The sequence below is a fragment of the Niabella aquatica genome, from assembly GCF_054779315.1.
On record NZ_BAAGYM010000020.1, the window covers coordinates 60,997 to 79,890 of the forward strand.

15 protein-coding genes are annotated in these 18,894 nt (G+C 41.6%); 6 read left to right on the forward strand and 9 right to left on the reverse strand.

The genetic code is table 11. The features are described 5' to 3' along the window. Positions 1 to 7: 7 nt before the first annotated feature. From ACYVBM_RS15675 to ACYVBM_RS15695, 5 genes are all read right to left on the reverse strand, one after another. Positions 8 to 1,057: an AlbA family DNA-binding domain-containing protein gene (locus ACYVBM_RS15675; protein WP_460686630.1), complete on the reverse strand. Its 1,050-nt coding sequence runs from the start codon at positions 1,055 to 1,057 to the stop codon at positions 8 to 10. A 74-nt stretch (positions 1,058 to 1,131) separates the two neighbouring features. Then, complete coding sequence (locus tag ACYVBM_RS15680; protein WP_460686631.1) at positions 1,132 to 2,817, reverse strand: ribonucleoside-diphosphate reductase subunit alpha; 1,686 nt, start codon at positions 2,815 to 2,817, stop codon at positions 1,132 to 1,134. Between the two features lie 100 nt (positions 2,818 to 2,917). Next, positions 2,918 to 3,892 (reverse strand): ribonucleotide-diphosphate reductase subunit beta, encoded by a 975-nt coding sequence (locus ACYVBM_RS15685; protein WP_460686632.1) that lies wholly within the window; start codon positions 3,890 to 3,892, stop codon positions 2,918 to 2,920. Between the two features lie 386 nt (positions 3,893 to 4,278). Further along, positions 4,279 to 4,473, reverse strand: coding sequence for a DUF3368 domain-containing protein (locus ACYVBM_RS15690; protein ID WP_460686633.1), 195 nt, complete (start codon positions 4,471 to 4,473; stop codon positions 4,279 to 4,281). 267 nt (positions 4,474 to 4,740) lie between these two features. Then, positions 4,741 to 4,968: a UPF0175 family protein gene (locus ACYVBM_RS15695; protein WP_460686634.1), complete on the reverse strand. Its 228-nt coding sequence runs from the start codon at positions 4,966 to 4,968 to the stop codon at positions 4,741 to 4,743. Between the two features lie 162 nt (positions 4,969 to 5,130). Here ACYVBM_RS15695 and ACYVBM_RS15700 point away from each other — a divergent pair, with 162 nt between their 5' ends. Then, entirely contained in the window at positions 5,131 to 5,625 is a 495-nt protein-coding gene (locus ACYVBM_RS15700) for a GNAT family N-acetyltransferase (RefSeq protein ID WP_460686635.1), read from the forward strand. A 202-nt stretch (positions 5,626 to 5,827) separates the two neighbouring features. On the opposite strand, the gene purH is transcribed toward ACYVBM_RS15700, so the two are convergent. The 3 genes from purH to ACYVBM_RS15715 form a co-directional block, all read right to left on the reverse strand. Beyond that, entirely contained in the window at positions 5,828 to 7,378 is a 1,551-nt protein-coding gene (gene purH, locus ACYVBM_RS15705) for a bifunctional phosphoribosylaminoimidazolecarboxamide formyltransferase/IMP cyclohydrolase (RefSeq protein ID WP_460686636.1), read from the reverse strand. Positions 7,379 to 7,407: 29 nt separating this feature from the next. Further along, the gene (locus ACYVBM_RS15710; protein WP_460686637.1) at positions 7,408 to 9,483 is read right to left on the reverse strand and encodes a ComEC/Rec2 family competence protein; all 2,076 of its coding nucleotides are present in this window, start codon (positions 9,481 to 9,483) and stop codon (positions 7,408 to 7,410) included. Positions 9,484 to 9,735: 252 nt separating this feature from the next. Then, on the reverse strand, positions 9,736 to 10,380 hold the full coding sequence (locus ACYVBM_RS15715; protein ID WP_460686638.1) for an MBL fold metallo-hydrolase: 645 nt from the start codon (positions 10,378 to 10,380) through the stop codon (positions 9,736 to 9,738). Between the two features lie 94 nt (positions 10,381 to 10,474). Here ACYVBM_RS15715 and ACYVBM_RS15720 point away from each other — a divergent pair, with 94 nt between their 5' ends. Beyond that, positions 10,475 to 12,943 (forward strand): DUF5686 and carboxypeptidase-like regulatory domain-containing protein, encoded by a 2,469-nt coding sequence (locus ACYVBM_RS15720; protein ID WP_460686639.1) that lies wholly within the window; start codon positions 10,475 to 10,477, stop codon positions 12,941 to 12,943. 6 nt (positions 12,944 to 12,949) lie between these two features. On the opposite strand, the gene ACYVBM_RS15725 is transcribed toward ACYVBM_RS15720, so the two are convergent. Further along, entirely contained in the window at positions 12,950 to 13,207 is a 258-nt protein-coding gene (locus ACYVBM_RS15725; protein ID WP_460686640.1) for a SemiSWEET family sugar transporter, read from the reverse strand. A 214-nt stretch (positions 13,208 to 13,421) separates the two neighbouring features. Here ACYVBM_RS15725 and ACYVBM_RS15730 point away from each other — a divergent pair, with 214 nt between their 5' ends. The 4 genes from ACYVBM_RS15730 (at position 13,422) to ACYVBM_RS15745 (ending at position 18,885) form a co-directional block, all read left to right on the forward strand. Next, positions 13,422 to 16,475 carry a ligand-binding sensor domain-containing protein gene (locus ACYVBM_RS15730; protein WP_460686641.1) on the forward strand — a complete coding sequence of 1,018 codons (3,054 nt, stop codon included), beginning with the start codon at positions 13,422 to 13,424 and terminating at the stop codon, positions 16,473 to 16,475. Between the two features lie 61 nt (positions 16,476 to 16,536). Further along, on the forward strand, positions 16,537 to 17,169 hold the full coding sequence (locus ACYVBM_RS15735; protein WP_460686642.1) for a response regulator: 633 nt from the start codon (positions 16,537 to 16,539) through the stop codon (positions 17,167 to 17,169). A gap of 79 nt (positions 17,170 to 17,248) precedes the next feature. Next, complete coding sequence (locus ACYVBM_RS15740; protein WP_460686643.1) at positions 17,249 to 18,307, forward strand: hypothetical protein; 1,059 nt, start codon at positions 17,249 to 17,251, stop codon at positions 18,305 to 18,307. Positions 18,308 to 18,342: 35 nt separating this feature from the next. Further along, a complete protein-coding gene (locus tag ACYVBM_RS15745) occupies positions 18,343 to 18,885 on the forward strand; it encodes a hypothetical protein (RefSeq protein ID WP_460686644.1) in 543 nt (180 codons plus the stop codon). Positions 18,886 to 18,894 lie beyond the last annotated feature (9 nt).

An 18,894-nucleotide genomic window follows, 5' to 3' on the forward strand; every position in this document is an offset into this window, starting at 1 on the left:
TGGCTCACTATTTCCGTTGGCAACTTATAAGACTATCAATAAATTTTTGCCTGATATTTTTATATAAATTTCCAATGTCATCCCTGCTTGCGTAACCAGATATTTTTAGCTTCTCAAGGTTTTGAGCTTTAGGAAAATTATCATTTGGCAATACAAATGTGAACAGCGCTTGTCTTGGCTGCGATAATCTTTCAAGAATTTCCTCTATCTCCATCAAAGGATGATTAAAAAACATTTTAGCGGAATATATCCCTTCTATTTTTCGCATTTCCTCCATCATCCTCGAAGAATCCCAAGAAGAATATTCAGGCATTTGTAGATCCCCTGAGGTGTAAAGAATTTCAATTACCCTATAAGAATATTGACAGCGAATATCTTCACTTGATTGCTTGCCATTCCACCCAGCAAGTTCATTTTTACAGAATGTCTCCAAATCTATTAGATCATATTTTCTAGAAACTTTTAAGGCTTCAGACACGCAGGTTGAAAGTGAAATCTCTTTTTTTGTTGTTTCATTAATTATGGAAAAGACTTCCTCATCTAAAGGCTGCCGTCCTTCGAATCCTGGCAAGCTTTCAAACCATTTATACATGTTCACACATTCATTACCTAAGGCTTCTGAATTCATAGACCCTCTTCTAAAATAAAATTTACCGGGCTCTAGTCCTTTGAGTTTGACTGTGGAGCTAATCGGTTGTGAATATTTGGTAATAGGGAATTTAATTATTCCAAATATCAATCCATTGTATACAAATGGGAAATACAAAAAAGAAGGTATAGGATAAACTTTATCTTTTATTTTCTCTTGAAAAATTGAGTCATCAATGACACGATCCAGACCAAACAATTCTTTTTCACCATTTCCTTTATCCTTTACACCTATTACAATATAAGCGGCCTCCGTTCTAACTGTATTAGAAAAGGCAATCACGTCTTTAATAAAATTAGAAAGCTTTCGACTGTCTGAGTCATTGTCGAAATCATATTGAACTTTCTTGAAATCAAGAATTGCTGATTCAGGTTGTTTCAGCAATTCTTCAAATATTTCTGTGGTCACTGATATATATTTTCATTTAATAAAAAAACCCGAACCACTTTGCAATGATCCGGGTTCAATATGTTTGTTGTTCTTTACGCTTCGCAGCTCACACAGGTAACCAAACTCGTTACCAGTTCTTTACTCACGCTCTGGCTACGCTGGTAGTACAGGGTTTTTACACCCAGCTGCCATGCTTCAATCATCAGCTTGTTTACATCCTTCACCGGCAGGTTGCTGGGTATGTTCAGGTTCAGGCTCTGCGCCTGGTCTACATACTGCTGGCGAATGGCGGCCTGCTGTATAATTTCTAACTGGCTTATTTCTTTAAAGGTTTTAAATACATCTTTCTCTTCCTTAGTTAATTCAGGAACGTTTTGCACGCTGCCGTGGTTCAGCATAATGTTGCGCCAGGTATCTTCATTATCAATGCCTTTGTGCTCCAGCAATTGCTTCAGGTATTTGTTCTGGCGCATAAAGTTTCCTTTGGCCAAACCCGCTTTATAATAATTGCTGCTGAATGGCTCAATACCCGGAGAGGTTTGTCCCAATATAGCCGAAGAGGAAGTAGTGGGCGCAATAGCCAAAGTAGTGGTATTGCGGCGGCCGTAGCCTTTCAATACTTCTGGCTCGCCGTAAATACGGGCCAGGTCGATAGTGGCTTTGTCGGCCTTTTCCTTAATATCGGCAAATATTTTAGAAGTCAGTTGTTTCGCTCTTAAACCTTCAAACGGAATCATATTGCGCTGCAGGTACGAATGCCAACCCAATACGCCCAGGCCTAAAGCACGGTGACGTTTGGCGAATTTATTGGCACTTGCCAGGTAATGGTTACCTTCTGTTTTATTAATAAACTCCTGCAATACTGCATCCAGGAAGAAGATGGCCAAACGCACTGCATCGGTATCTTTCCACTCATCATACAACTCAAGGTTCATAGATGATAAGCAGCAAATGAACGATTCATCGTTGGTAGAAGGCAGCATGATCTCTGAGCAAAGATTACTTGCATTGATCATGTAGTTCTGATCCTTATATACCTGTGGTTTGTTGCGGTTTACATTATCGGTAAAGAAAATATAAGGTAACCCTTTTTGCTGGCGGCTTTCCAGCAATTTAGCCCATATATCGCGTTTTTGCTTATCGCCTTCAATCATGTCCTGCATCCAGTAATCGGGTACGCAGACACCAAAGAACAGGTTTTGAATAGGGTGCCCGATATTTTTGATCTGCAGAAACTCTTCAATATCCGGGTGGTCGATATCCAGGTAAGCAGCAAATGCTCCCCGGCGCACACCGCCCTGGGAAATAGTATCCATCGCGGTATCGAACAGGCGCATAAAGCTTACCGCACCGCTGCTCTTACCATTGTCGGTAACCGAGCTGCCGCGGCCGCGCAGGTCGCCAAAGTAAGCAGAGGTGCCGCCACCGATTTTGGTTTGCATAATTACCTCGCCCAGCTTGTGGGTAATGCCTTCAATATGGTCTGGCACGTGCACATTAAAGCAGGAAATAGGCAGGCCTCTTTCGGTGCCCATATTGGCCCAGATAGGAGAGCTAAGGCTCATCCAGCCACGCTCTACCATTTCCATGAACGCTTCTTTCAGCTCCGGCTTATACAGGCGTTGCGCAGCTGCAGCGCACACGCGTTCAATAGCACCTTCTACCGATTCGCCTTTCAATAAATAACCGCGATTCAGTATCTGTTCGCTTTCATCGTTTTTCCACCACATTTTCTCCGTAACCGGGTTCTTTTGTATCATTGGGTCCATTACTTCCATATTTCTAAGTTTTTAACAGGTTTTAGTAATTATTGTTTAGGGGCTGTATTGTTTCGGAGTTCATTGTTGACGGTTATAGCTGAGAACTGTTCTCTGCCAGCTAAAAGAGATCATCCGCCGTAATGCTCTTATCGTGCTTGGTATAATCCACCGGGCGTTTTGCGAAAAAGTCGTCCAGGCTGTTGGCAAATACCTCTTCTTCAAACCAGCGCATCGGGCGATACTGCTCGGCGCTGATAAAATACTGGGAAGGCAGGCCAATTTTATTCAGGCTTTCGTCCACGCGGAATTTGATAAAGTTGCTCAGGTCTTTTTTATTTAAAATATCCACATCGCCTTCTTCAAATATCCAGTCCAGTATCTGCTCCTCAATTTCGATAGATTCCTTCACCATATCCGTAATGCGAGAAAGGGTTTCTTCGTTCAGCACTTCGGGGTATTCTTCTTTTATTTTATTGATCAGGTAAATACCGGCGTTGGCATGTATCTGCTCGTCTACCGATGTCCAGGCAATGATGTTGCTTACATTCTTCATCCATCCCTTAAAGCGGGTAAAAGAAAGGATGATGGCAAACTGGCTGAACAGGGATACATTCTCAATTAAGATAGTGAACAGGATGAGCGCCATGCTGTACTCCTGCTTATCGTTTGATTTAGTGTTCTTTAAAACATTCGACAAATACTCAATACGCTGTTTGATAACCGGCACTTCGATCAGCTTTTCAAATTCGTCATTGTAGCCCAGCACTTCCACCAGCCTCGAGTAAGCTTCGCTGTGGCGGAATTCGCATTCGGCAAAGGTGCTGCCTAACCCATTCAGCTCGGGTTTGGGCAGGTGGTTATATAAATTGCCCCAGAAAGATTTTACAGCCACTTCGATCTGTGCAATAGCCAGCAGGGCGCGCTTTACAGCGTTCCGCTCTGCCGGGGTCAGGTGCGAATGAAAATCCTGCGTATCGGCAGTGAAATCCACTTCGGAATGTACCCAGAACGATTTGTTGATGGCGCTGGTAAATTGCAATACCTCCGGATACTCGAAAGGTTTGTAGTTTACGCGTTTATCAAATATTCCCATACTAAAAAAGTTTAAGCCTTCCAGCTATTTTCAAAATTTAAGAGCGACGAAATACCATTAGCCATACACGGTCTTATTACTGGCTACCAGGCCTTTCAGCCTCTCTTTTTATAAAAATATATTGTTTAAAAAATCAGATTCGGGTCCCTTCTCATTGGCTTTTGCCCCATCACACTGTATCTTTCTCTCTTTAGCGTTTAAGGAATTGTTAAGCACCGCCCCCCAAACGTGCCTACAAATTAATCGTATAAAAAACAGATTTTCTAAAGTTGTTATACACAGGATGTGAGAAACTTTGGTTGGATTTTTTAATGTGCAGGTGCCATGCGGCTTACAGGGGCCTGTGCAAAAAATGGTGGATAAAATGAACTTAATCCGAATATTTCTCATGCTACCCATTCTCCGACTTCTTGGAGTATTGCAACATAGAGTTTGGGGGCGATTCGAAAATTAGTGGATTGTATCTTTTCGAAAATAGGACGCAAATGTAAGATAATGCCTTTTTGTTTGGCTTTTAAGAGTACTCCCAGTGTGCCAGTAAAATTGAGACTAAGACGGCTGGCAAGTTTTCTGCCCTTCATATCATCAATAATCAAAAGCGAAGGCTGTAATTCTATTGCCAATGAAATGGCACTCGCTTCTCCTTTATCTACTTCTGAAGCAATTGCTTTTTGAAAGTTGGATCTTGCACTTTTCTTATATTTATATTTATCCAGGGAGGCAGTGGTTTACCATACTCAGCTGCTACTTCAGGAGTTGTGGCGATTGCCCCAAATATTTTTTGAAGAACAGGCAACATATTAATTGTGTCTAACAAGATAAAACAACTGGTGTCCGCAATAACAGTACTATATTCTTGCTGCATCGGTTAGAACATCTTCAAATTGATAGTTAATGAAAGGAACATTGAAGTCTGCGAGTAGTTCGGCAAAAGTAGATTTAGACAAACCTGCCATCTCCGCGGCTTGTCCCAATGAAAGTTTACCTGATTCATATAATTTAGCTGCTAAAAAACGTAGGGTTGTTTTTTCATCAAGTTCAAAGCTATCAGGTATATGCAGTGTTATTGTATTCATTCATACAAAATTAAGTATTAAATTAAAGAAAAAATATTTAAAATAATTACAAGAGATGAAGTGAAGTAACAGGAATGTACAGGCAGGGGTGTTTGCACAAGAAAAGAATAAACAACAAAAAGGCATAATTATCCTAATATATTAAATTGCAGCTTCCAAAATATGACAATAAGAAAAATACAGGAGACCGACAACACCGTTTTGGCGGCTGTTATACGGCGTGTTTTTGAAGAGCACGATGCGTCCCGGCAAGGTACAGTGTATACTGATCCAACTACTGATGACCTGTTTGGATTGTTTAAAAACCCGAAATCGGTTTTATGGGTGGCCGACGTGCATGGCAGGCTGGTGGGCAGCTGCGGTATTTATCCCACCAAAGGCCTGCCGGATGGTTGTGCCGAGCTGGTAAAATTTTATTTAAGTAAAGAAGCGCGCGGGCTGGGTGTTGGCCGAGCTTTGATGGAACAGTGCACACAATCGGCTGTCGAAATGGGGTATACGCAATTGTATCTTGAAAGCCTGCCGCAGTTTGCTGCAGCCATCCGTATTTATGAAAAACAGGGTTATACAGCTATCGATCGCCCGCTGGGACAGTCGGGCCACACTTCATGCAATGTGTGGATGGTGAAGGAGTTATCTGAGCATGGAATGATTTGAACCATTTATTTTCCAGCCGGTCTCGTGGAAGGTACCTGGCGCTGGTCATTTAGCTGACGCTCAAGATGGGGCATGCGCGTAGGTATGAAGTCAGCATTAACCAGGACGTCGAGTCCTGCAAGCAGAAACCCAACTATTCGAAATAAAAACGGCGAGCCCTCCATAGACTCGCCTGAAAAAAAGTTATTCCCCTCCCGGAACATTAATGCCTGAAATGCCTGAGGCCCGTAAGCACCATCGCCAGGCCATTTTGCTTGCAGTATTCGATGGAATCTTTATCACGGATAGAGCCCCCGGGCTGGATAAAGGCCTCAATGCCTGCAGCGTGGCTCATCCTCACACAATCATCAAAAGGGAAGAAAGCATCGCTGGCCAAAACCGCACCTTTCAGGTCGAAATCAAACTGGCCGGCTTTTTCAATAGCATGACGCAAAGAATCGATGCGGCTGGTTTGCCCACAACCTTTACCTACCAGCTGCTTTCCTTTTACTAAAGCAATGGCGTTAGATTTTAAATGCTTGCAGATTATATTGGCAAATACCAGGTCTTCCTTTTCCGCCGGGGTAGTTTCACGTCCGCCGCTTTCTGTCCATTCTGCATAGTTACCTTCATCGTTGGCCTGTACCAATACACCGTTCAATACAGACGCAAACTGATTTTTTTCTTTCGGAAAAGATTTAAGCTGCAGCAATATCCTGTTCTTTTTACTTTTCAGGATACCCAATGCCCCTTCATCAAAAGCAGGAGCAATCAGTACTTCAAAAAACAATTCATTAATAGCGTTTGCGGTAGTTTCATCAACGGTGCCATTTGTAACCAATACTCCTCCAAAGGCACTTTCGGGATCGCCCAAAAGCGCCGCGCCCCAGGCATCAGCAATCGTTTTACGCGATGCCACACCACACACATTGGTATGCTTGATGATCGCAAAAACAACTTCACCCTCTTTCTTTTCCGAAGGAGAGGTCCCTTCGGAGAATTCCTGGATCAGCTGCACCGCGGCATCTACATCCACCAGGTTGTTGTAGGAAAGTTCCTTACCATTCAGCTGGTTAAATATGTGTTCCAGATTGCCGTAGAAAATACCCTGCTGATGCGGGTTTTCGCCATAACGCATAATTTTCGGATGCGTTTCGGAATGGAAGAAATATTCCACATCTGCATTGGTGGTATTGAAATATTGAGCAATGGCCACATCATAATGACCCACAATTTCAAAAGCTTTTGCAGCAAAAGAGCGCCGCTGTTCAAGCGTGGTTTCTCCATTTTGTGACTGCAGCAGTGCTGTAACCGATGCATACTCTTTTTTTGCAGCTACCACCAGCACATCCTTAAAGTTTTTAGCCGCAGCACGGATCATAGAAGGGCCGCCAATATCTATTTTTTCAATAATTGATTTTTCATCGGTAGTAGCTGCAACTGTTTCCTCAAAAGGATATAGATCTACAATTACTAAATCTATTTCGGGAATTTTATACTGCTGCATCTCCTGCATATCGGTTTCCAGGTCTCTTCTGCCTAAAATACCACCAAATACTGAAGGGTGCAGGGTTTTCACACGCCCGCCCAGGATAGAAGGATAAGTAGTAAGGTTTTCTACCGGAACCACGGTAATGCCCAGGTCTTCAATAAACTTTTGGGTACCGCCGGTAGAATAAATAGTAATACCGAGGCGCGCCAGTTCTTTTACAATAGGCTCCAGGCCATCTTTATAAAAAACCGAAATGAGTGCTGATTGTATTTTCTTGTTCATAGCTGATGAAAATGAGCCGCAAAAGTAAGCTAATCAAAGTTCATTACAAAAGCCCCTTCGGTGCCTACATTATGGCAGGGAATTTTTAAAGAATCGCAATCTTTTACCCAGTAACGGGCTTTCGCAGCAGGCACAGACCCGTCTATTACTATTTGTCGCGGATTTATCAAGGCCAAAAGATCTGATATATACAGCCTCGGATTACCTGATAGTATAACCACATCTGTATCCAGCTTATTTTGATGTCCTGCATTTTTAAAATTACTGTTAATAAAAAAGAGCTTCTTATTTCTAAAGAGAATGGCGTTCCCGTTTTTATACCCAGCTAGCCTGCTACCGGCTCCGGTCACCCGGTGTAAAGTGCGGGAAGGTTTCAATACATAACCCGATAGCATTTCGTTTGCTGCCAATTCTTCAGAGCCAATATAGAAATATTGCCTGCCCGAGATAAGATCTGCGGCTGCATAATTACTGGCATTATATACTATCAGTTTTTGCTGCTTCCCGGCTATGACAAAAGAATACGACCTTATGGAACAAAACATTAACAGCCCCGTGAGAGCAACCCATAAACCGGCTTTATATTTTTCCATCAGCCAAAAACCCAGCCCTGAAATAATCATCAGCAGCAATATGACCTGAAGTATATTTATTTGCAGGCCCTCCCATAAAGCAAAAGGAAAGGTTTCCATACGTTCTATAAAAGTATTCAACCACCAGATCACAGCATTCAGCAGCGCGCCGGTAAATGCAGCGAGTATTTTTACAGGTGCCACTATAACGAGCATCAGCGTTCCTATCAGCACAAGGGCAGACACAGGTACCACTACCATATTGGCCAATAAAAAATAAACGGGGAACTGGTTAAAATAGTACATACACAACGGAGTGGTCAATACTTGTGCAGCTATGCTTACGGCGGCCAGCTGCCATACTTTATCGAGCATTGTATTTTTGATATAGAGCCAACTGTACACTGGTTTATAAAAAATAACAATACTCAATACAGCAATATATGACAATTGGAAACCTACATCCCAAAGCCAGTAAGGATCATAAACCAGCTGGCAAAATGCGGAGGCAGCCAGGATGTTATATATAGAGGCGCTCCTGTTGATTTGCTTACCAATGGTAATAAAGCTGAACATTACTGCCGCCCGCACTACTGATGCCGCCCCGCCGGCTATAAACGAAAAGCCCCATAAAATAACCAATACCAGTGCCGTATGGAGCCACCTGCCTGATCGCTTTTGCAGCAGGGAGTGTAACAACAAATTGATGAGCCAGTAAAGTAAGCTAAGGTGCATACCCGATACGGCAATCACATGCACAACACCTGTATTTGTATATGATCGTAAAAGGCTTTTATCCAAATCACCCCTATAGCCTATTAGCATGGCTTCGGCCAGTCCCTGCTCTTTTTTCCCTTTGATATTATTTTGGATGGTACTTAAAACATATTCCCTGGTTTTCAGCAGTAGCTTTTCCCACATTGCAATGTTTTTCCGGGGCAGTATGGTATAGTCCCTTTCAGTTAAATACACCTGGTGTGTAATACCGTTAAACAAGGCGTATCGCCGAAAATCGAAGCTACCCGGATTACCGGTGTTCCGTATCTGCTGTAAAGGTTTTTTAAGAAGTAGCTGAACCCCGGCTTTAAGATTTTGGACGCTGCTGTCTTTTTTAAAGTAGATGATTATATTACCCGATAAAGGCCGCTTTCCCCTACTATTTATAGCACAAGTAACGGAAGCCTCTGTTTTATAAGTTTTATCTTTAGCAACCAGCGGCTCTTTCACTGTGGCAATAAGTACTTGTTCCTGGTGGCAGATATTACCCAACCAGCTTCTTTTGTGGCGCACATCTTTATTATAGGCGAGCCACATGCCACAGGCAATAGCAGCCAGTATAAGTACACCCCCCTGTAATGCAGCGTATTTCAGCTTACTGAAATCGCTCCATCTTCTCATAAATATGTAAATAATAATGCAACAGGTAAAAGCGTATATGCTGATGAAAGATGGGGGCTGCACATACCATTGAATGAGAATGCCCGCACAAAAAGGCAGCAACAATCTTATTACAGGATTACACCTTAAGAACATGATATTCCCGAAACTTGGTATTTATAGGTTACACAACCAGGTTATAGCATAACTAAGTTAAGGCAAAAAATCAATCATCCGAGCCACTGCGGGCATAAAACAGCACAAACGTATCTTACATTGAGGCTTAAGGCCAAGCAACAAAGTATTCATTATACGCTGCGCATCCGCCTGAAGGGACATACCGGTACTTTCAAAAAGCTCAGTGCTCGCATAACCTGGTATAAACACTGTTTAAAGCGATATACACGCTTAATCTTCTCTCACGAAAGGATTGTTCTTCTTTTCAAAGCCGATACTGGTTCCTCCACCATGACCGGGGTAAACGTTCGTGCTATCCGGCAAAGTATACAATTCTGTTTTGATAGACTGTTTTAGTACCTCAAAATTTCCACCCGGCAGATCTGTTCTTCCAATGCTGCCGCTAAACAACACGTCGCCACTAATCACATAACCATCATTCCCGTTGTAAAAGCTTACGCTCCCCGGAGAATGCCCTGGCGTAAATAAAATTTTTAATTTACCGGTTCCTATTTTAATAATGTCTCCTGGGGTTAGCTGGTTCATTGCTCCTTCGTAATGATCAAAGGGCAACCCATACATTTCGGCAGATTTGGGTGCAAAACTCAAAACCGCCTTTTCAGCTTCATGCAGATATAGCGGCAATCTCCAGGTTTCACTCACAAATTTGTTACCAAAAACATGATCCAAATGGCAATGTGTATTCAATAAATAAACCGGTCTGAGCTTTTTTGATTCGATGAACCGGCGCAGCGCTTCGCGTTCATCTTCAAAATAACATCCGGGGTCTATAATGCAACAATCGCCATTTTCGGCGTAAAGGACATATGTATTTTCCTGAATAGGATTGAATGTAAATTTCTGCACCAAAAGCATTGCTGTAAAATTTTTTATATGCAAATGTAACAGTTGCAACTAATACTGTGCCGATGACCTCTTGCAAATCAAAACAATCGTAGATTTGCGTTCGATGAACCGTCCTTTGAAGATCTTCTTTCTGCTGGCTTTCCTGGTATCGGGGTTGGTAGCTTTCCCTCAAAAAACATTAAGGGGCTTAGTGACAGACGCCTATAATGAGGAAGCGATTCCCTTTGCTACCGTTACTTTTAAGAATACAAACATAGGTACCATTACCGACTCGGCCGGCCGCTTTGCTTTTTCGGTAAACTACTGGCCTTCTGACACAGTAACCATCAGCTATGTGGGTTACGAAACCTTTTTTTTGAAACTGGAAAATGATAAAAGCGCATTGGATGTTATTATTCCTATGGAAAGAGCGATGGGAGATATTGTCATTGTAAAATCAAAAATTGATAAAGGCCTTTGGCTCTGGAAAAAAATAGTAGCGCATAAGCCCGAAAATAACCGCTATAAGTTCAATAATTTTTCCTATGAACTTTACAACAAACTGGAGGTAGATCTCAAAAATTTCAGGAGCCTTCAAAAAATAACCAGAATCAGGCCGCTCAGGCCCATTCATGAACTTATTAATCAAAATGTAGACAGCTCCGAAGGCATCCATATTTTACCGGCGTATCTTACAGAAGCCATAAGCAACTATTATTACCAGAAAAAACCACTCAAACGCCGGGAAGAGATCATAGGCGCCAACACCAATGGTGTCAAGAATGAAAGTATGGTAAAGTTCCTGGGAGGCATGGACCAGGTAATTAATGTGTACAACAATTTTATTAACGTATTTAATAAAGAGTTTGTGAGCCCGGTGAGCGACAATGGCGATTTTTATTATAAATACACAATTGCCGATACACAGTACCTGGGCGGAGAGAGATATTTCCATCTTATTTTCCGGCCCAGGCGAAAAGGGATGAACACCTTTGAAGGTGACTGCTGGGTACATTCCGGCAGCTATGCTATCCAAAAAATGAACCTTTCGCTGGACAAAAGCGCTGATATCAATTTTATGGAACGGCTTAGTTATATACAGGAGTATACCAGACTGCCAGATAGCAACTGGTTTGTTAGCCGTGAAAAACTTGTAGTAGATGTGGCGCCCGTGGGCAATAAAACGCCAGGTATCATTGGGCGAAAAACAAGCACATACAGGAATATTGTAGTAAATGACAGCTCGGTTGTAAAAAGACTAATGCTGAATAAAACACAGGAAGAGGTCATTACGTTACCTAAGGCCCAGGAAAAGGACAATGCCTATTGGGATGGAGCAAGACATGAAGAGCTAAGTAAAACCGAAAAGAATATTATTAAAATGATTGACACAATTATAAATGCACCGGTATACCAAAAACTTACCAAACAGCTGGAGTTTGCAGGCTCTGGCTATTTTGATGTAGGTAATGTGCGTTTAGGTTCTGCCTACAACTGGTTTTCGGGAAATGCATGGGAGGGCTTCAGAACAAGGTTCGATGTAGCCAGCAATAAGCATTTTAATAAGAAGTTCATGTACCATTCTTACCTGGCTTATGGTTTTACCGATCAGAAAATGAAAGGTATGGCAGAGCTGTTTTACCTGCCTAAAAAGGATCCCCGGCAGTACTGGTCGCTTACCTATAAAAATGATCTTGATTTCGGACAGCGGTATTACGGCGAAATATCATCAGATAACATCTTCTCTTTTGCTATACGCAAGCCTGGTGTTCCGATGAAATTCATCAATCTTGAAGAAAGCAGCTTTGAGTTCTTTAATGAGCTGCCTGTTGGTTTCTCAGTAAAGGCTACCATAAGTAATAAATCCTATACGCCGCTTGCCAACCTGTTACCTGCAGACTCGTTCAGAACAGACATGAAGCGATTCACTTCTACAGAGTTTTCGGTAAGGCTGCGCTTTGCCTTCCTGGAAAAGTTTATTGAAAACACTTTCTACAGGGCCAGCCTGGGCAGCCCCTATCCTATTGCAGAAGCCAGTTATACCAAAGGTATTTCAGGTATCCTTAACAGCCGGTATAATTACTCCAAGCTTTTATTTGCCGTATCGGATTATATCAAAACTCCGCCTTTCGGCAATATCAGCTTCCAGGTTTACGCGGGGAAAACCTTTGGCACCCTTCCCTATACCTTTTTAGATGTAGCTCCGGGAAATGAGCTCTACTATTATAATAAATATGCTTTTAATACAATGTTACGGTATCAATACGTGCATGACCGGTTTGCCGGTATTAATTACGAGCATAATATCGGTAACGGCATATTTAAGATAGCGCCCCGGCTAAAGTTCAGACAGTTCTATACCGTAAAAGCATTGTGGGGTTCATTATCTGATGCCAACAAAGCCCTCAACTTTAAACCCGGGAGCCATTTCCTTTCGCTGGACGGAAAAACTTATCTTGAATTAGGTACGGGAATAGATAATATTTTTCGTGTATTAAGAATAGATCTGATATGGCGGGCTTTACCTGAAAAACCATCAATTCCCAATAGCAAAAGCTTTGGTATATTCGGCAGCCTGCGTTTTAATTTTTAATACCGATCACCTGCCGAATTTCAATTTTAAAAAAATCATTGTCAGAGACAGCACCAGTATCAGCACGTTTGTGAGAATAATTACCTTATCCTGTTGTAATGCACCATAAATAATCCATAAAACCTGGTTAGCCGCGGCAATCAAAAACATATTCAGCGATACATCTTTTGCTGATTTTTCTTTAACTGTTTTAATTACCTGGGGCAAAAAAGTAAGCGTTGTAAGAGCGCCTGCTGTATAGCCTAACATTTCGACGGCATTCATTGTTCTGTTTTAATGCTGTTAATATATCACACAAATTTATGGCAGGCAATACGAAACCAAAGGATTATTTACACCATACTGGCAGCCCTGTTGGTATCCTGTATAATATTTCCCGATAATTATCAGGATGATAGCCGTTTACTAATTATATAGGTGTATTACAGATATTCAATTGCTATTAGTTTTATATTTGACAGTAAGCCTGTTGTTGTTTATGAGCATTTTTAAACCATTGCTGTTTTTATTCACCTGTGCCGCCGCTTCTGTATCATTTTGCCAGAATGATCAAAACTTTAGGCGCCTGGGTGTAAATGACGGCCTCAGCCAAAATTCAGTAAGAGAAATTTTCCAGGACGAGCAGGGGTTTATATGGATAGGTACCGGTGATGGGCTGAACAGGTACGATGGCAGGCAAATAAAAAAACACAGGGAAAGCTTTCGCGACAAAACGGCCAAACGGTTTCCGGGGAAAATAATAAATGGGAAAATCATTCAGGATCACCAGCAAAACTTATGGATGATCGTAGACGGGCAGATTGTAAAGATGAACCTTGTTACTGAAACCTTCTCTGTGATAAGAAAAATAGGCCGCGACCTGGAAGGCAGGATCCTGGGGCTTTTTAAAAACGAGATCATTGTTAGCATACCAGGCAGCATCGTTATCATTAATGTAAACACATCCGCCGCTAAGAGAATAGATATATCTAATGTTTTTGGAATATACACTCCTGATCCATCAGATCTTTATCTTCTTTTCCAGAAAGACAATGGCTTGTATACATATCATATTAAAAGCAAAGCAGTTGATTTTCTTTTAAGCACAGGCAGCAAAAAATTGTCAGCACCCATTGTATATAATAATTCAAGTATCCTTTTTGCTTTAGAAAATGAGATCCGGGAGTTTAACCTGTCTACCGGCCAAGTAACAGCCGCTTATAAAACACCTAATGATAAAAGATTTCACAGGCAACTGACTCCTCTTGGCAAAACCGCGGCTTCAAAAGGCAGCATTATTGCGCTAGCGCCCGATCGAGGCGTTGTGCTTATCGATAGTGCCAGCGGAACCTTTCATCACTATACAAATATTGAAAACGATCCTTTAAGTCTTTCCTCCAACCTCATCTATACTTCTGTTATCGATCATGTAAACAATCTTTGGTTAGGTACAGAAGGAGGAGGGATAAGCATTTTAAACCTAAAGCCCAATCTTTTTAACGCGTTTCCCGCTGAAGCTATTGCAAACAGAGAAAGTTCGCTGCTTATGGTAAAAAGCATCTATCATAAAAACGGGGAAATATATGTGGGCACGTATTCCAGGGGACTATACAGGATCAACCGATTTAGCGGGGAGCATCAATTAATTTTCGATCCGGCAAAAACGCCCGGTATTGCCTTTCATGGCATCTATTTTATAAAAGAAGATGATAAAGGACGGGTATGGATGAACATAGGCGACGAAATAGGTATAACAGACATTGATAACGCAAAGTTTACGACCAGTACCCGTATAGCATATATGCGAAAAGGCAAATCCCAAAACATTCTTCAATGTTTTGCCCAGATAAGCCCCCATAAATATATGGCAGGCACCTTCCAAAGCACCTATATTATAGATGAGGCTAACGGGAAGCTATCGGTAACAGACCTGGGCCTTATTAATAAGCAATTTGAAGATGATATACAAAGCCTTTTTGTGAAGGACAATGGGGATATCATCGTCGGCAAAGGTGAAGGAAAAGGATATTTAACGGTGCGTGTAGATGAAACAAATAATGCCCGTATTATAGAACAGGGCCTTAATGGCTTAACCATTAAACAGGTACGCAGAGATAATTTAAGGAAGGCATTTTGGTATGCTACTAATGTTGGGATTATTATTAAGCGGGATAGTTCTGACGCGCTACAGGTTATTGATGAAAAAGACGGCTTAAGTAATGATTTCATTTACGCGATCGTCCCTGAAGATGATCACAGGTTCTGGATCAGCACCAACAAAGGCCTGAACAAGGTGACCCTGAAAAAAGATACGGCAATAACGGTAAGTGAAGTGGAGCAATATGGCATACAGCACGGGTTACAATCCAATGAATTCAATACAGGGGCCTATTTTAAGGATGGCCATACTATTTTCTTTGGGGGCGTTACCGGTATTAACTGGTTTGATGAGCGAAAATTTTTTAAAAGGACCTTTGTGTCCAGGTCGTATATAACAGATCTGCTCATTAATGAAAAACCATTTAAAACCGATACAGCCATCAACTTCCTTAAAAAGATAAAGCTTAATTATGACGACAACAATATCTTTATAAAATTTGCAACGTTAGATTACACGGCGCCTAATGTAAACCAGTACCTGTACCGCTTAAAAGGTTATGAGGACAGGTGGATCACCGCTTACAATATTCCCGAAGCCAGGTATAGTAAAATCCCACCCGGCAGGTATATCTTTGAAATAAAATCAGCGAACAGTGAAGGCATATGGTCTGCCTCCCAACCACTTCTTACCATTACTATTACCCCTCCTTTCTGGCGTACCTGGTGGTTCAAAATTATTGCAATAGTATTATTGTCTGGTCTTGTATTATCAGGTTTCAAATACTATTTAAAAAGAAGGTTGGAAAAGCAACGGCGCATTATAGAAAAGCAGCTCGCTGTTAACAATGAACGGCTGCGTATTTCAAGAGATATGCACGATGAGTTAGGAACCGGCCTCAGTAAAATCGCCCTGCTTTCCGAACTGGGTAAAAATTCCGGGACGCAGGAGGGTGGTAGTAAAATAATCAATGAAATAAGCGCTACATCACGTGGGCTGGCAGATAAAATGGGGGAGATTATATGGACATTAAACCCCCATAACGATACATTAGGAAACCTCGCAGCTTACCTGAATGAATATATTTCTGAAACCACTGAACCATTATCTATAGAAGTGGCATTTAATTTTCCGGCAATCATCCCCGATATATCACTGGGGCACCGGCACCGCCAGCAATTAATGCTGGTAACAAAAGAAGCGCTTAATAACGCTTTAAAATATGCAGAGGCTACAAAAATCACTTTTTCGCTTTTTGCAGATGACCGGCAGATTGTATTTTCCTTAAAAGACAATGGAAAAGGTTTTGATGCAGATAGCATCATACACCCTAAAAACGGTAAACGCAACGGGCTCGGTAATATTAAGGCCCGCATGGAGAGTATTAACGGGAGCCTTCGGCTGACCACCAGTAAAGGTACCGGTACAGAAGTGAGCTATGGTATCAGCATTTAAATACTACTTTTTTACTTAAAGTATAAACATTCAGGGTGTTTAACTTTATATTTTAAATATTATGCCTGCTTCTAAAATTAAAATCGCATTAATTGAGGACGAGGAAATCATACGGACTTCCCTGCTTGCTTTATTATATATGCAGGAAGAGCTGGACGTGGCAGATGCTTTTGAAGATGGGGAAACCGCTTTAGGATACCTGGAAAAAAAACCGGTCGATGTGTTGCTTTTCGACATTAACCTGCCAGGTATATCAGGTATTGATGTAGTAGCAAAACTCAAAGTGATCCATCCTGCCATGCAATGCATGGCTTTAACCAGCTATGACGATGCAGAAAATGCTTTTAACGCTTTAAAGGCCGGTGCAACAGGTTATATCCTGAAGAATACAGATCCTAAAAAGCTTGTTGAAGCCATACAGGATATTCATAACGGCGGTTCGCCTATGAGCAGCCAGATCGCAAGATTGGTTGTAATGGACTTTGCCGCCAGCAGAACCGAGAAAACCTATTCAGAAATTTTATCACGCAGGGAAAACGAAATATTATCACTGCTTACCAAGGGATTCAGATATAAGGAAATTGCCGTTCAGCTATTCATCAGCATTGAAACCGTACGTACACATATCAGGAATATTTACGAAAAGCTCCAGGTAAAAAGCCGTTCAGAAGCCATCTCAAAGTTTAACAACTAGCGCTATACTACCTACTACTTTTTTCACATTTGCCGCCATATATCTTCCGGTTAATTTTATGGAAATAATTTTTACATATATGAAATTTGTAGCGCCCTTTTTTTTAATAGCTTTTACTGCTGCTAATTGTGTTGCACAAACCCTTGGGGATTTTAAACCCAAAGACCAGTCTTACGGACTGAATAAAGTAAAAAACGCCAATCGTATATACATCGCATCCTTTACGGTAAACTACCAGGTATATAATGAAAAAGAAGATTTTAAGCAAGGAGGACGCATGCTGGGCGGAGGATATAAAGGAGATGCGCTGGCTTCTTTATCTGTGGGGTTGGAAAATATTACCGAAGCCGGTATCCAGGAAGTTACCGACAGGCTGTTCGGGGATTTCACCTCCATGCTAAAAGCAAAAGGACTCGAGATTGTACCTGCCGAAGAAGCCGGGAAAACCGGCACTTACAGCGGTTATACCAAAGTAACAGGTGGTAAGATTAACGAAGCGCAGTTCCCGGGTACACTAGCTACCACACCTACGGGCTTTGAATACTATGTAAAAAATATCTCTGCGTCAGGTAAAGAAAAATCGGGCGGGTTCCTGGGCAATACAAACACCATATACGGGAAACTGTCTAACCAGTTAAACGACGCTATCATTGCAGATGTGGACCTGTTCATACTTTTTGTAAAAGATAAAGATGCTTTAGATCTTGCCGGAGCTAACATAAAGGTGAAAACTTCGCTCAGGCTTGCGGATACAGAAGCCATTATTATGAAAAGCGACGCAAAATTAAAGCTGAAAGGCCAAAACAAAGCAGTGGCTGCCACCAGCCAGGCCGGCTTTTACCATGGAAAAGTGCCGACAGGCCTTGGTGTAAACAGTAGCTATATCGGGGGGCTCAAAAGCCCACTTGATATAGAAGGCGTTATCGAAGACAAAAAGCTTCAGAGCTTTGCCGGTAGCCGCAGGGATTTTGTAGGGGTTGCTACCACCTACGGCACCTGGTATAATCCAGATAATGTAGTATCTAAAAACACCACAGTGATTCCCGTAGATGAAAAAAAATATACCGAAGGCGCTTATATGGCAGGTAAAAAATTTATTGAATATCATACCGCCGAATTTTTAAAAGAAATTAAATAATACAATACTTCTCTCTTCAAATTAAAAAAAATACCATGATCAAAATCAAAGCTTCTTTAAGATGCCTGACGGCTGCAGCTATTCTAACTGCATTTAGTTTTACTTCCTGCAAAAAAGGAAGCTCCGGAAGTGACACTGGCGTTGGGAAAGCATCCATTCAGTTCTCAACCAACAAATCGTTTGGAGGTAAAAATGAGTTTAAATCCAACACTGTTGCGGGGGCTTTCGCCAATAAATCAAATACTGTGAACCGCACGCAGATAACCATTACCGCCATTCAAACAAACGGCACACAAATAGGTACAGCGCAACTGGCTATACACGTACCTTTAAATCATACCGGCACCATCAGCGGCAAGTTTGAAAGCAGCAGCTCGGCAAATACAGGAGCTGTATTAAGTATTGGCATCTCTAATGCAGGTAGCAACCAGGAGTCTTATGCTTCAAGTACAGGCAACTTCAATATTACGAAACTAACCGACTCTGAAATAGAAGGAACCTTTGATGCATATTGTATCAATCAAACCAGCAATACCAACATAACTTTAAGTAACGGGAAATTTTCAGGTAAGTTTTAAAAATATTTA

Excerpts from the sequence above, each read along its gene's own strand:
- ACYVBM_RS15745 (WP_460686644.1), top strand. The coding sequence starts at position 18,343 with ATGATCAAAATCAAAGCTTCTTTAAGATGCCTGACGGCTGCAGCTATT.
- ACYVBM_RS15710 (WP_460686637.1), bottom strand. The coding sequence starts at position 9,483 with ATGTTCTTAAGGTGTAATCCTGTAATAAGATTGTTGCTGCCTTTTTGT.
- ACYVBM_RS15720 (WP_460686639.1), top strand. The coding sequence starts at position 10,475 with ATGAACCGTCCTTTGAAGATCTTCTTTCTGCTGGCTTTCCTGGTATCG.
- ACYVBM_RS15730 (WP_460686641.1), top strand. The coding sequence starts at position 13,422 with ATGAGCATTTTTAAACCATTGCTGTTTTTATTCACCTGTGCCGCCGCT.
- ACYVBM_RS15740 (WP_460686643.1), top strand. The coding sequence starts at position 17,249 with ATGAAATTTGTAGCGCCCTTTTTTTTAATAGCTTTTACTGCTGCTAAT.
- ACYVBM_RS15715 (WP_460686638.1), bottom strand. The coding sequence starts at position 10,380 with ATGCTTTTGGTGCAGAAATTTACATTCAATCCTATTCAGGAAAATACA.
- ACYVBM_RS15735 (WP_460686642.1), top strand. The coding sequence starts at position 16,537 with ATGCCTGCTTCTAAAATTAAAATCGCATTAATTGAGGACGAGGAAATC.
- purH (WP_460686636.1), bottom strand. The coding sequence starts at position 7,378 with ATGAACAAGAAAATACAATCAGCACTCATTTCGGTTTTTTATAAAGAT.
- ACYVBM_RS15700 (WP_460686635.1), top strand. The coding sequence starts at position 5,131 with ATGACAATAAGAAAAATACAGGAGACCGACAACACCGTTTTGGCGGCT.
- ACYVBM_RS15680 (WP_460686631.1), bottom strand. The coding sequence starts at position 2,817 with ATGGAAGTAATGGACCCAATGATACAAAAGAACCCGGTTACGGAGAAA.
- ACYVBM_RS15725 (WP_460686640.1), bottom strand. The coding sequence starts at position 13,207 with ATGAATGCCGTCGAAATGTTAGGCTATACAGCAGGCGCTCTTACAACG.
- ACYVBM_RS15695 (WP_460686634.1), bottom strand. The coding sequence starts at position 4,968 with ATGAATACAATAACACTGCATATACCTGATAGCTTTGAACTTGATGAA.
- ACYVBM_RS15685 (WP_460686632.1), bottom strand. The coding sequence starts at position 3,892 with ATGGGAATATTTGATAAACGCGTAAACTACAAACCTTTCGAGTATCCG.
- ACYVBM_RS15690 (WP_460686633.1), bottom strand. The coding sequence starts at position 4,473 with ATGAAGGGCAGAAAACTTGCCAGCCGTCTTAGTCTCAATTTTACTGGC.